This window comes from Caballeronia jiangsuensis, assembly GCF_046030135.1.
Classification (GTDB): domain Bacteria; phylum Pseudomonadota; class Gammaproteobacteria; order Burkholderiales; family Burkholderiaceae; genus Caballeronia; species Caballeronia jiangsuensis.
On sequence record NZ_JAQQDB010000045.1, the window covers coordinates 24,603 to 36,962 of the forward strand.

11 protein-coding genes are annotated in these 12,360 nt (G+C 59.8%); 4 read left to right on the forward strand and 7 right to left on the reverse strand.

Going from position 1 to position 12,360, the window contains the following annotated elements; all coding sequences use genetic code 11:
• Positions 1–218: 218 nt before the first annotated feature.
• From PQR08_RS32350 to PQR08_RS32375, 6 genes are all read right to left on the reverse strand, one after another.
• Entirely contained in the window at positions 219–1,535 is a 1,317-nt protein-coding gene (locus tag PQR08_RS32350) for an MFS transporter (protein ID WP_408163641.1), read from the reverse strand.
• A gap of 68 nt (positions 1,536–1,603) precedes the next feature.
• On the reverse strand, positions 1,604–2,818 hold the full coding sequence (gene tcuB, locus PQR08_RS32355) for a tricarballylate utilization 4Fe-4S protein TcuB (protein ID WP_408163643.1): 1,215 nt from the start codon (positions 2,816–2,818) through the stop codon (positions 1,604–1,606).
• On the reverse strand, positions 2,805–4,214 hold the full coding sequence (tcuA, locus tag PQR08_RS32360) for an FAD-dependent tricarballylate dehydrogenase TcuA (RefSeq protein ID WP_408163645.1): 1,410 nt from the start codon (positions 4,212–4,214) through the stop codon (positions 2,805–2,807). The genes tcuB and tcuA overlap by 14 nt, the downstream gene beginning before the upstream one ends.
• A 73-nt stretch (positions 4,215–4,287) precedes the next feature.
• A complete protein-coding gene (locus PQR08_RS32365) occupies positions 4,288–5,229 on the reverse strand; it encodes a LysR family transcriptional regulator (protein ID WP_408163647.1) in 942 nt (313 codons plus the stop codon).
• A gap of 735 nt (positions 5,230–5,964) precedes the next feature.
• Entirely contained in the window at positions 5,965–6,252 is a 288-nt protein-coding gene (locus PQR08_RS32370; RefSeq protein ID WP_408163648.1) for a hypothetical protein, read from the reverse strand.
• A 180-nt stretch (positions 6,253–6,432) separates the two neighbouring features.
• A complete protein-coding gene (locus PQR08_RS32375) occupies positions 6,433–6,918 on the reverse strand; it encodes a ProQ/FinO family protein (RefSeq protein ID WP_408163650.1) in 486 nt (161 codons plus the stop codon).
• Positions 6,919–7,058: 140 nt separating this feature from the next.
• Between PQR08_RS32375 and PQR08_RS32380 the strand changes: the two genes are divergently transcribed.
• The 4 genes from PQR08_RS32380 to PQR08_RS32395 all read left to right on the forward strand — a co-directional run bounded on the left by PQR08_RS32380 (position 7,059) and on the right by PQR08_RS32395 (position 11,556).
• Positions 7,059–7,679 (forward strand): SEL1-like repeat protein, encoded by a 621-nt coding sequence (locus tag PQR08_RS32380; protein ID WP_408163652.1) that lies wholly within the window; start codon positions 7,059–7,061, stop codon positions 7,677–7,679.
• 86 nt (positions 7,680–7,765) lie between these two features.
• Positions 7,766–8,287 carry a porin gene (locus PQR08_RS32385; RefSeq protein WP_408163653.1) on the forward strand — a complete coding sequence of 174 codons (522 nt, stop codon included), beginning with the start codon at positions 7,766–7,768 and terminating at the stop codon, positions 8,285–8,287.
• Between the two features lie 564 nt (positions 8,288–8,851).
• Positions 8,852–9,649 carry a TRAP transporter substrate-binding protein gene (locus tag PQR08_RS32390; RefSeq protein ID WP_408163695.1) on the forward strand — a complete coding sequence of 266 codons (798 nt, stop codon included), beginning with the start codon at positions 8,852–8,854 and terminating at the stop codon, positions 9,647–9,649.
• A complete protein-coding gene (locus PQR08_RS32395; protein ID WP_408163655.1) occupies positions 9,646–11,556 on the forward strand; it encodes a TRAP transporter large permease in 1,911 nt (636 codons plus the stop codon). Before PQR08_RS32390 ends, PQR08_RS32395 begins: the two co-directional genes overlap by 4 nt.
• A gap of 259 nt (positions 11,557–11,815) precedes the next feature.
• Here PQR08_RS32395 and PQR08_RS32400 read toward each other — a convergent pair whose 3' ends face one another.
• A complete protein-coding gene (locus PQR08_RS32400; RefSeq protein ID WP_408163657.1) occupies positions 11,816–12,310 on the reverse strand; it encodes a hypothetical protein in 495 nt (164 codons plus the stop codon).
• Positions 12,311–12,360 lie beyond the last annotated feature (50 nt).

A 12,360-nucleotide genomic window follows, 5' to 3' on the forward strand; every position in this document is an offset into this window, starting at 1 on the left:
GGCGAAACGCTGTTCGGCGTTTCGCGCCTGTCTCCAACGCGTTCTCTGTTATGAACGTCTTGAGGATCGATATTTGCGCAAAGCACGCGAAACGAGAAGTGCAAGTTTTGGAAGCATTGATGTCCAATGGTTATCAATGCCGAAAATGGAAAAGCGGCACTGACGCCGGCTAGCACATCAGCGCACCGGCTGGCGCGCCGATGACGCAGGAGCAATGTTCAGGCAAGCGATGCGGACCGCTTGGCTCCGCCGCGCCGGCGATACAGCGTCAAGGTTGCGACGAGCCCGCATGCCGCGGCGAAGCTCAGCCAGTAGCCGGGCGCGGCCTTATCGCCGGTGATCTGAATAAGATACGTCGAGACGGCGGGCGTGAAGCCTCCGAAGACCGCAGTGGCGAGACTGAACGCGAGCGAAAATCCGGCCACGCGCACCTCGGCGGGCATGACTTCATTGAGCGCTGCGACCATCGCCCCGTTGTACATGCCGAAGAAAAACGAGAGCCACAGGAGCACGGCGAGCATGCGGCCAAAGCTTGGGGCCGATGACAGCCATGAGAGTGCCGGATACGAGGTGCACATGGCGAGCACGGTGATGGCAATGAGAATTGGCTTGCGCCCGATGCGGTCAGAGAGCGCGCCTCCGATCGGTAACCAGATGAAGTTCGAGAGGCCCACGCAGAGCGTGACGATCAGGCTATCCGCAGTGGTGAGCTTCAGCACAGCTTTGCCGAAGGTCGGCGTGTAGACTGTGATGAGGTAGAACGTGGTAGTGGTCATGGCCACGAGCAGCATGCCCGCGAGCACCGTTCGCCAGTTTCGCAGCATCGTGCCGAAAATCTCGCGTGCACGCGGATGGTGGGTGCGCGCCTTGAATTCATCGGTTTCCTGCAGCGTGCGTCGCAGCAGAAAAATAACCGGCACGATCGCACAACCGACGAAGAATGGAATCCGCCATCCCCACGCGCCGATTTCGCTGGCAGTCAAAAGGTCATTGAGCAGATACCCGAGGGCGGCTGCGACCACGATCGCGACCTGCTGGCTCGCGGACTGCCAGCTTGTATAGAAGCCCTTGTGTCCCGGCGTCGCCATTTCTGCCAGATAGACAGAGACGCCGCCAAGCTCGGCGCCTGCGGAAAAGCCTTGCAGCAGGCGCCCGAGCAGCACGAGGGCGGGCCCAAGAAGCCCGATGGTCGCGTACCCGGGTACGCACGCGATCAGGATCGTGCCGCTCGCCATGATCGAAAGTGTGACGATCAATCCCTTGCGGCGACCCACCTCATCGATGTATGCGCCCAGCAAGATCGCCCCCAGCGGACGCATCAGGAAACCCGCGCCGAACACCGCGAAGGTGAGCATGAGCGAGGCAAACTCGCTCGTAGACGGAAAGAAGATGCGCGAGATGTAGGTCGCATAGAAGCCGAAAAGAAAGAAGTCGAACTGCTCCAGGAAGTTGCCACTGGTGACGCGCAGGACCGCGCCAACCTTCGAGGTTCGACCGTGCGCGCTATCCTCGGCCTTGAGCGATGAGGGATGCATGAGTTGTCTCCATGGATGTGTTAGTGTGAGTGCCCCGGCGATCCGAGGTATTGTCACTACTACCGACCTCAATCTGAGCCGAGTTGTAGGCGGCTCGCCTGCCGTTTTTCGATCGATGACTTGAGGAGCGCCGCACAGCGATAGATCCCGTGGGCGAACTTGCCGTAGGGCAGCGTGACGAAGAGCGCCATGACAACACCGAGGTGCAAAGCGAGGAGCCAGGCCATCGCACCAGTGTCGCGCCATGCGAGGAGCGCAAGGCCCGAAGCACTGGTCAAGAGCAGCAGCGCGATGAATCCGCGGTCCATCGGGCGCTGTTTCGCATCACCGCGGGCCGGATCGCGGCGCAGGTTGAGCCAAAGCAGGCCAGCCGGCCCAACAAGCAAACCGACTCCACCAAGTGTGCCGAGCAGCACAGGCAGGCTCAGAATTGGGTAAGGCGCGTGCAGGTTGAGCGCATAGTGATAGAAGGTGGCAACCACCGTTGCCGCGAAGCACAGCATGAAGCCGTAGAAGGTCAAATGATGGAAACGCCGCCGAGCGAGCGTGAAAGAGTCGTCCGACTCGTTGCAGCCGTCGCCATGGCCTCCGTCGAGATAAGTCAGGGTGAGCGCGTCCTTCGCGGCCTCAGCGATTGCCGGCGCGCTAGCTGTTCCCGCTGATACGTCACGCCAGAATCGCGATACGCCGACGCCGAGCGCGAGCATCGCGAAGCCGAAGACTGCACCGAACATCGCCGCGAGCAGGTTATGCGGGAAAATCGCGTAGAAGTTGCCGCCCAATGCGCCCGCGGACAGCGATCCCTTCAAGCCGATACCAAGCACGAGAAAGAGAGCAAGTCCGATCGCGAGCGCGAGCGCGACGGTTAATCCATTGCGCTTATAAAGCGCGCCCATCGGCGCCGGCCACGCATACTCCGCATAGGTTTCAACGCGGACTTTAGCCATCGCCTTCGGCACGTTGACGGCGAACTCATGGGGGGGCGCATATTGGCAGGCGTGATAGCACGCGCCGCAGTTGTGGCACAAATTGGCGAGGTAATTGACGTCCGCCTTGCCGAATTCGAGGCGCCGTGTCATCGCGGGAAAGACCGCACAGAAGCCTTCGCAGTAGCGGCATGCGTTGCAGATCTGCATCTGTCGCGAGACTTCCGCTTCGTTTTGCGTAAGAGGAAGTACCCGGATTATCGACGTCGTGGGCTCGCTGATGAACGCGTCGCGGCCGGTGACGGAAGGCGAGGCGAGTTCCCGCGCTTCGCGGGCAAGTGCTTCAAGCTTCTGCACGTTGAACTCCAGTGTGATGAGCAGCGGCCATCGCGGCCTGTGTGCCGGCAATGCGTCCGAACGCGGTGCCGATCGACATCCCGACGCCGGCCGTATAACCCTTCCCGAGCACATTGCCAGCCATCATTTCTCCCGCTACGAAAAGGTTTTCGCTCGGGCGTCCGCCGAAATGCACCTGGGCGCGATCGTTGACCTTGAGTCCGAGGTAGGTGAACGTGATGCCCGGCCGCAATGCATAGCCAAAGAACGGTGGGGTATCGATGGGTCGCGCCCAGTGGGTCTTCGCTGGCGTGAGGCCTTCGGTGCGGCAATCGTCGAGCGCCGTGTGATCGAAGGTGCCGGTCTGGCACGCGGCGTTGTAGGCGCGAATCGTCTCGACGAACGTCGCTTCCGGCAGCTTCAGTTGACGCGCGAGTTCGTGCAGCGAGTCGGCTTTGGTGCCCGGAAAAACCGGTGGCATGAAACGGCCGATCGCTTTCGCGTCGATAATCGAGTAACCGATCTGGTCGGACTGCTGCGCAACCAGTCGTCCCCATATTGCATAGCGTTTCGGCCAAAAGTCTTCGCCTTCGTCATAAAAGCGGTGCGCGTCGCGATTGACGACGACGCCGAGCGACACGCAGTCGATACGCGTGCAGATGCCGCCGTCATAGAGGGGCGCGCGGGCGTCGATGGCAACGCAATGCGACTGCGACGGATCGCCGATTGCATCGGCGCCCGAGTCGATCATGTGTTTAAGCAGCACGCCCTGATTGAAGCGCGTGCCGCGAATGAGAAAATTGTCGGCGGGCCATTCGCCGCGCTCGTTTTGTCCCCACGCTTCGCGAAGCCATTCGCGATTCGATTCGAATCCGCCGGCCGCGAGCAGGCAGGCGCGCGCCTCGATCCGTTGCACGCCGCTGCGCGCTGCGACGAAACGGGTGCCGTCGAGTTCGATCGCGTCGACGGGCGTGTCGTAGCGGATCTGCACCCCGAGCGCTTCTGCGCTGCGGTAATAGGCGTTCACGAGCGCCTTGCCGCCGCCCATGAAGAACGCATTGGTCCGTGCGACATGCAGTGCACCGGAAAGGGGCGGCTGAAAGCGCACACCGTGCTTGCGCATCCACGGACGGCATGTCGATGACGCCCGGATCACGAGCCGCGCGAGCGCCTCATTCGTGATGCCGCCGGTTACCTTGAGCAGGTCTTGCCAATATTCCTCTTCCGGATAAGCGTCGACCAGCACGTCTTGCGGCGCGTCGTGCATGCAGCGCAGATTGCGGGTGTGCTGGGAATTTCCGCCACGCCATTCGCGCGGCGCCGATTCGAGAAGCAGGACTGAGGCGCCGGCTTCTCGCGCCATCAACGCGGCGCACAGCGCGGCGTTGCCACCGCCGATCACAAGAACGTCGACCATCTGAGTTGTCTCCTTTGAGACAACTATAAGAAGCACCGGTCGGCGCCGCCATCAGGCAGGCGGCAAGGGGTCTTCAGGTTTCGTGAAGAGCGGGTCGGCGAAGCGTAGCGCCGGGCCAACCGCCCGCGTTGACGGTGTCGCGCGCGACATCGGCCAGCACGACGCGCGCGGCAAGCCCGGCGGGCGACAGTTCATCATCCGACACACTCGCAATCAAGTTCGGCCTCGTGGCGTATGCCTCGACGAGCGGCACGCTCGCCAGCGCCGCGTTCTCCGCTCGTGCGAGTGCCGCTCCCGGCTGGATTGTTGCGCCGAGTCCACCGCGCACGGCGTCCATGAGCATAGCGAGGCCGTCGACCTCGGCAGCGATGGATGGGACGTAACCGGCGCGCTTGAATGCGACGTCGAGCAGTGCACGAAGGCCATGTGTGCCGCTTGGCAGGATTAGCGGCAGGGAGCCGAGCTTCGCGATCGACGTCTGCGATCGCCCGGGCATGCCGGGTAGCGTCGATGCACCGATCACGAATAGGCGCTCATCGAGCAGGGGCATGACGCTCCAGCGCTGCGCGGGCTCTTCACGGAACAGGATGGCGAGGTCGATTTGGCGTGCGCCGAGCATCGTCCCCAGATGACCTGAAAGACTTTCGACCATGCGCAGCCGTACGTCCGGATAGCGCGCGCGCATCGCCTGCATGAATGCGAGACCGAGCACACCTGTCGTGCTTGGCGCGAGGCCCACGCTGACATGGCCCGAGAGGCGAGCCTGACGGGCGGCGAGGGCGGCATCGTCGATGTGGCGCAGCGCGAGTTGCGCCCCACGCCAGAAGGCGAGTCCCGCATCGGTGGGCATGACGCCGCTCGACGTTCGCTGCAGCAGGCGGGTCGAGAGCTCGCTTTCCAGCCTGCTGATCTGCTGGCTGAGCGCCGACGTGACGACGCCCAACTCGAGCGCGGCCTTGCCCATGCTGCCGTGCTCCACGACGCTGATGAAATATCGTAACTGTCGGAGTTCCATTGAAAGTTTCACCGTTGGCGGCCCATCCAGTGACACGTCACTGCGTCAGGCGCGGTTTGGTGGCTGAGAACCCGATTGTTCCTCTCGGCGTCTCCCTTGAACCGCATTCTAAGATATTAAGAAAACGGAAGCGGATCCGTTGCACAAAGTAAATAGCCGATTTGGTATGCGAACCCTGACCCGCACTTATCCACCCAACGCGCCCGATTTCAGCACGCGAGGCGATGCCTGAAAGTGTGGATATGGCGTGGACTGAAGTGCAGGCAAGTACTCGAATTGTGTCCACCGGATCGAGGAGGGTCTCAAACGCTCTTTTCCAAGCGAGCGACTGAGATGGAGCGTGCCGGTGTTTCTTCGTCGTCGACCAAATGATGATGCAACATAAAGGAATTTAGCGTCGTAACGTAGGAATACTATCTATCCTTCACCTCGCAATTGATTTGCGAGAAACGAGTCACTGATGATTCGCGGTGGCTCGTCGATAAATCAAAGCGCCATCGGGCGAACCCGACCTGACCAAGTTCGGCAAGTTGCCGTCGTTCGGTTTCATGCAACCCAGGACACCCGCACGGCTGCTCTACGTAGGGAACCGGACATTCGGGGCGGCGGGGGGCGATGAGCGCCATTGCGGCTCGTACAATCTTCGACGAGTTTTTTACGACGTCTGCACGTGACGCAATGATGGAGGATTCGAGGCCCATCGGTCGGATACCGAGCCAGCCTCGTAAGCGCGCCTTATGACGTGTCCTTTGTCGCGAAGTCTCCGTGCGCGATGCGAATCGTCATGGCTTGCATCAGTTCGAACACGTGAACCACCGAGGGCGCCTGCTTCTGCGCACCGAACATCAATGTCGCAGCGCCCTCCATCTGCGCGGCGATCAGCGTTGCCCGTGCGAGGCATTCGCGCGCGGTCGCAGATGCGTCTATCTCGCGTGCTAGCCCGACGTAGATCGTCCGATAAGTTGAGTAGAGTCGTTTGACCAGCTCACGCGTGATATCCGAATGCTGGGCGAGCGCGAACATTTCGAACGAGAACCGGCATACCTTCGGATCCTGAGCTTCCTCGAAAACATCCTCGATGATTTCACAGCAATAAATCATGCAACGAGTGCCGAGTTATGTTTTAGCTACCTCATTAGTTCGATAAAAACTTTGTTTATGTCAAGTGCGATCCGCGATTGCGTGTGTTTCCGGTCAATGGGGTCAAGCACGGCGCATGTTTGCAATCTGCTCCCGTCTGCGCGCGAGCCGAGTCCTCTCCTGACTTGCGCCGTACTCCGCTTCGGCAGCGGAGACAACGCCGGTGGTTGCGCCAGTAAGATCCACGCGCACATTGCCCTCGACGAGACAGGTCCAATAGCGTTGTCCGCGGCACCAGAGCTTCACGCCGTTACGAGCGTCTCGCTCGCTTAGTCCAAGCGACGCCGCATGGGCAAGCACATCCTTAAGAATCCCGACCTTGAGAGGAACCTTTGGTGCGGGACTACGCGGAAAGGCATGTGGAAAATGCCGTTGCAGCGTGGTGACTGCGCGCGCGGCTGCGTCGGCAGACGTTCGCGGAGCCTTCGGTGGCTGCTTGATTTCCCGTGTGACGTCCACTGGCGATGACGTCAAGCGTGAAGCAACCTCTTTGCGCTTCGCGCCTTGGTTCAGCTGCGCCTTGAGCGCAGCGAGCTGTTCGAATCCCATCGTGCTTGCCTGAAATCAGTCGTCTAATCTTATCAGTCGCCCTCAAACATCGCCGTCATCAGCCCGCATGACGTCCTCACCGGAACTTCCTCGCTATCAGAGCCTTTTGGTGTGCAGTTGTCACCATAGAGCACCTCACCATGCAGACGGAAAGCTGGGTAGGACAGATCGAACGTGAATGGCAACAGCTTCGCAGCGCAGACCCGATGCTGAATGTCGAGAAATTCTTCAAGCACGTGATTGCCGCCAACAAGACAGGCTTTCTCTCGCTTGAATCACTGGCTGCGATAGCCAATGCGCTTTTGACAAGCCCCCTTTCTGGCGCACCAATCCTGGGACGTCGCCTTCTCGACCGTGTAGGCGTGAATGGCCATCCGTCATTGCGCGTTGCACTTGCCATCTCCCTCGTCACGTCGACCGGCGGGGAGGCGGACTACATAAGTGGCAACGCGATCCTTGAAGATGTGATGAAGGACGACACCGCCGACGGTCGGCTTCGTGGCATCGCGGCCGCGGCGCTCGCCGACAGCGCACGGATCGGCAGGGGGATAGATGCGGATGTGGATCTTGCGCGCACTCTGTACGAACGAGCGGTTGACTTGGGCCACAAGGCTTCCGCACACAACTTGGGGCTGTATTGGGAAGGAGCGTGGGGAGCACCGAGCACCGGAGCGACGCTCAATCGTCAGAAGGCCATCCAGATGTATCGGCGCGGAGGTGATGACGCCCGGTGCCTACGTCGCCTTCAAGCGTTGCGGTAGACCTCGGAGCGGCTTATCTGAACGCACGCAATCCGAACCTGTCGTTCTACGGCAGCAATCCATCGGCGGCCACGAGTGTCACCTCCATGAACACGGGGTCCCTCGGCAGCGCGACTTCGCCGGAGTCGAATCCCGCGTACGCGGGATATGCGTCGGCGAGCACGCTGCAGGTCGCCGCCGTGGGGGCGGCGTGGCGGCTCGGGTCGATCACGCTCGGCGCCACGTATTCGAACGTCCAGTTCCGCGGCCTCGGCGATACCGCCACGTCGGGGCCGAACGCCTTTGGCTACGCGGGCACCGCGACGTTCGATATCGGCGAGGTCAATCTCAGATGGCAGCTCTCGCCCTCCCTTCTGGTGGGCACCGCCTACGGCTACGCACACAGCAGCGGCGCCGACGGTCGCGACAGTGCGATCTACCAACAAGGCTCACTCGGCGCCGACTATCTGCTCTCCAAGCGCACCGACATATATTCGATCGTCGTGTATCAGCACGCATCCGGAACCGACTCTTTGAATCAGCCTGCGGTTGCATCGATATCCGGGCAGACTGCTTCGGCAAACAATCATCAACTGGCCGTACGGTTTGGTCCGCGGCACCGGTTCTAAACGCCTCGTTTCTCGGCAGCACGCCAGCCCCCGCGGGCACCAACCGCCGCTCGGTGCTGACCCCTCGGTGTTCCGTTTTGCAGCGGCGGTATGATAGGACTACATATTAACAATTGCTTAATTGCTTTATTTAGAACCTTTCAAGTGCACAAGCCTAACGAGGCTCCGCCTCAGACCGACGAATGGTACGCGTGACTGCGCAGCGCTGGCGGTGTAAGGTGGCTCCGGCCGAGCCGGCTGGGACGTGCCCAGCGATGCACGAGCTCGAAGCTCAATGGGTCCAAGGACCCGTGGACGACCGGAGCCGTTCATGACGTTATCACAGAGTGTGTGCGAAGTTCTGCGCGCTCACGTTGTGCTCGAGAGCGAGTGCATCGACCGGATGTACCTGGAACGCTTACGTGCCAACGGCGTGGTGGGTACCTGCGTGCGCATCTCGGTCAGCGCTTTGCCTCGACGGCCACGGTGGCAGAAGGGTGATTAACTCATCAAGATCCGTAGACGAGAGTCGCGCCGAAGAAGATGGCGTCGAGTGTGGCATTCGTTGTTGAGCCGGTGACAGTCATGCTCGGTGGCGACCCCGACATGTTCTCGCAGTTGCGAGCCGGGGCACTAGAGTTTTATACGGTGTCGGGCGCAAATACCTTGTCGACACTGGTTCCTAAGGCTTCGATTTCGGGCGTCGGCTTCGCCTATAAGGACTATGACCAGGTATTCGCCGCATTCGATGGCGACCTTGGCGCCCATATTCGCGGGCTCATCGGCAAAGCGAACCTCGTTGTGCAGGACAAGATTTGGAACAACGGCTTCCGTCAAATCACGACCAGTACGAAGCCCGTCAAGACGCCTGGCGACCTGCAGGGCATGAAGATTCGCGTCCCCGGCGGTCGCCTTTGGATATCGCTGTTCAAGTCGCTTTCCGCTGCGCCTGCGTCGATCAGCTTCAACGAAGTCTACTCGTCGCTGCAAACAAAGGTCGTCGACGGGCAGGAGAACGCGCTCGCTGTAGTGGACGCCGCGAAGCTTTATGAAGTACAGAAATATTGCTCGATGACCAACCACATGTGGGATGGCTACTGGTTGTTGGGCAACAAGACAGCGTGGGAAAAGATGCCGCCCACCGTCCGAGACATCGTCTCAAAGCACCTCAATGCGGGGGCCTTGAAGCAACGGCAAGACGTGATCCAGCTGAACGCCTCTCTGCAAAAGACGCTTGAGGGACGAGGGCTTGCGTTCAACACCGCTGATGCCAACGCGTTCCGCCAAACCCTGAAATCCGCGAACTTCTACACGGAGCAGAAGCAATACTTCGGCGACGAGGAATGGGCCCTCATGGAGAAATACACGGGGAAGCTGGCATGAGAACGGATACGCTGAAAGATGTGGACGACGCACTCGAACAACAGACCAGCGCAACCGTCCACCACACAACGAAGTCTATGCCCAGCTGGCTGTCCCGTGTGGACTTCGCGCTCGGCCTGGTCGTTTCTGTGCCTGCGGCACTGCTGGTGCTCGCAGAAATTGTCCTGCTCTTCAGCGGCGTTGTCGCTCGTTACGTCCTGCATCACCCGCTGATCTGGAGCGATGAACTCGCCGGCATCCTGTTTCTCTGGCTGGCTATGGCAGGTTCCGCTACGGCGTTGCATCGAGGAAGCCACATGCGCATGACGGCACTCGTCAACCGCATGGGCGAGCACTGGGATCCGTTCTGGGACACCATCTCGATGGTGGCGAGCATGCTTTTTCTCGGGCTCATACTTGTTCCGTCGATCGCTTACATCAAACAACAGTGGGACATCCTGACGCCGACAATGGAAATCAATGACGGCCTACGCGTCGCGGCGATCATCTTCGGGATCGTGTCGATGCTGCTGATCTGCGTGGTCAAGTTGTTAGCGATCGGCTGGAAAACGGCTGTCGCTGGGATCGGGGTGTCGCTAGTCACTGTTTTTGCGCTGGAACATGCAGGGCCTGTTCTGCAATCGCTCGGAAATTTGAACTTAGTGATCTTCTTCGTCGGCGTGGTCGGTTTCACCGTCCTGAGCGGAATGCCTATCGCATTCTCCTTCGGTCTTTCGGTGTTTGCTTACTTATCGTTGTCGACCTCCATGCCGCTGGAAATCGTCGTTAGTCGCATGGACGAAGGAATGTCTCAGATCCTTTTGCTGGCCGTGCCGATGTTCATTTTCCTTGGGCTTCTCATAGAGATGACCGGGATGGCACGGGCGATGATCAATTTCCTGGCGTCGTTGCTAGGTCACGTTCGGGGTGGACTCTCCTATGTTTTGGTTGGCGCGATGTACCTGATTTCTGGGATTTCCGGGTCCAAGGCGGCCGATATGGCGGCCGTTTCTCCGATTCTGTTCCCCGAGATGAAAAAGCGTGGCGAGAATCCCGGCGAGCTCGTTGCACTGCTGTCGGCAACCGGCGCACAGACCGAAACGGTTCCGCCAAGCATCGTGCTCATCACGATTGGATCGGTTACTGGCGTATCAATCTCTGCGCTTTTTACCGGCGGTCTATTGCCGGGGCTCGTACTGGCGTTCATGTTGTGCATGCTCGTCTGGTGGCGGGCTCGAAGATTCGAGCCCACGTCTTCCACGCGGGCCGCGTGGTCCTTGGTTGGAAAAGCGTTTGTGGTATCGATCCCTGCCATGGCCCTTCCGGTTGTCATCCGCATGGCTGTGGTGGAAGGGGTGGCCACGGCAACGGAAGTTTCGACAGTCGGCATCGCGTATTCTGTTGTCGCTGGCCTCTTGGTGTATCGCTGCTTTGATTGGAAGCGTGTTGGCCCCATGCTCGTGGAGACGGCCGCTCTTTCGGGTGCGATCCTCGTTATCATTGGTACGGCTACCGCGATGGCGTGGGCGCTTACACAGTCCGGCTTTTCTCACGGACTGGCGGATTTCATGCAGCATCTGCCAGGGGGCGCGTTCACCTTCATGGTTGTATCGATTTTCATGTTCATCATCTTGGGCAGCGTCCTCGAGGGAATACCAGCCATTGTGCTCTTCGGGCCATTGCTTTTCCCCATCGCCCGGGCTGTTGGCATCCATGAAGTTCAATACGCGATGGTTGTCATTCTTTCGATGGGTTTGGGGCTGTTCTCGCCGCCGTTCGGGGTCGGTTATTACGGCGCGTGTGCAGTCAGTAAGATCTCGCCGAACTTGGGCATTCGTCCGATCATGGGTTATATGGCTGCACTGTTCATTGGAATCATGGTGATCGCAGCGGTACCGTGGATTTCGACCGGCTTCCTGAAAAGCTAGGAGGCGCCTACATGCAGAAACCGAAGAGGCTGGACGCACGTCCAGCCTTTTTAGTTTGGCAGTCGCTTGAGGCGATCGTGGGGATGCTGATAAGTTGAGAAGTAATGAGATGCTGCGAAGCAACTATCACCCGCGCGGATCTGGACACTTCGTCAGTGGCGTTGCCACGGTGATCAAACTGGGAAACAAGAAGACAGAACGGTGCCTGGAAGCTCGCCTGGACCGGCCGATACGTTACGCTGAATGGACGGATGAACGATCAGTACCCGGTGATTTTATCGGCGCTTCCGATGTGATCGCCCCGCAGCAAGGCTTCCCCGGATCGGACTACTAACATGGCAAGGAGCTGTTCCAACTTAGCGTGGCATCGGGTAAAAAGCCCCCCGGGTATGTTGCCGAGCTGGACGTCGTAGATACATACGATCTTCTCGAGTACAGAGCTAGCGTTCTCACTGAGCGTCCACGGCCCGCTATTGGCGCGAACAGCGGCGATGGCCTCTATCTCGCGCTCAGCGTCGCAGTAAAGCTGATAGGTGCCGGCACCCAGCCCCTCGTTCCACATCAAATATGAGAGGTAGGTTGTTCGGATGAGTTGATATAGAAGATGCTGGCTGCCAGATTGAAATGAAGCAAGGGCGAGGTGCGAGACTAAAGACAGCTCGTTGACAAGCGGCAAGGGAAGGGGAAGAAGCATCTGTTTTGACAGCGCCGGTCCGTGTCGTGGATTTTTGCGATCCCGTGATTTCGACACCATTGCGGATACCAGCGCCTCGCCGAAACTGAAGCGGGGCCCGCGCAGCGCGC

Excerpts from the sequence above, each read along its gene's own strand:
- PQR08_RS32350 (WP_408163641.1), bottom strand. The coding sequence starts at position 1,535 with ATGCATCCCTCATCGCTCAAGGCCGAGGATAGCGCGCACGGTCGAACC.
- tcuA (WP_408163645.1), bottom strand. The coding sequence starts at position 4,214 with ATGGTCGACGTTCTTGTGATCGGCGGTGGCAACGCCGCGCTGTGCGCC.
- PQR08_RS32365 (WP_408163647.1), bottom strand. The coding sequence starts at position 5,229 with ATGGAACTCCGACAGTTACGATATTTCATCAGCGTCGTGGAGCACGGC.
- PQR08_RS32370 (WP_408163648.1), bottom strand. The coding sequence starts at position 6,252 with ATGTTCGCGCTCGCCCAGCATTCGGATATCACGCGTGAGCTGGTCAAA.
- PQR08_RS32375 (WP_408163650.1), bottom strand. The coding sequence starts at position 6,918 with ATGGGATTCGAACAGCTCGCTGCGCTCAAGGCGCAGCTGAACCAAGGC.
- PQR08_RS32380 (WP_408163652.1), top strand. The coding sequence starts at position 7,059 with ATGCAGACGGAAAGCTGGGTAGGACAGATCGAACGTGAATGGCAACAG.
- PQR08_RS32385 (WP_408163653.1), top strand. The coding sequence starts at position 7,766 with ATGAACACGGGGTCCCTCGGCAGCGCGACTTCGCCGGAGTCGAATCCC.
- PQR08_RS32390 (WP_408163695.1), top strand. The coding sequence starts at position 8,852 with ATGCTCGGTGGCGACCCCGACATGTTCTCGCAGTTGCGAGCCGGGGCA.
- PQR08_RS32395 (WP_408163655.1), top strand. The coding sequence starts at position 9,646 with ATGAGAACGGATACGCTGAAAGATGTGGACGACGCACTCGAACAACAG.
- PQR08_RS32400 (WP_408163657.1), bottom strand. The coding sequence starts at position 12,310 with ATGGTGTCGAAATCACGGGATCGCAAAAATCCACGACACGGACCGGCG.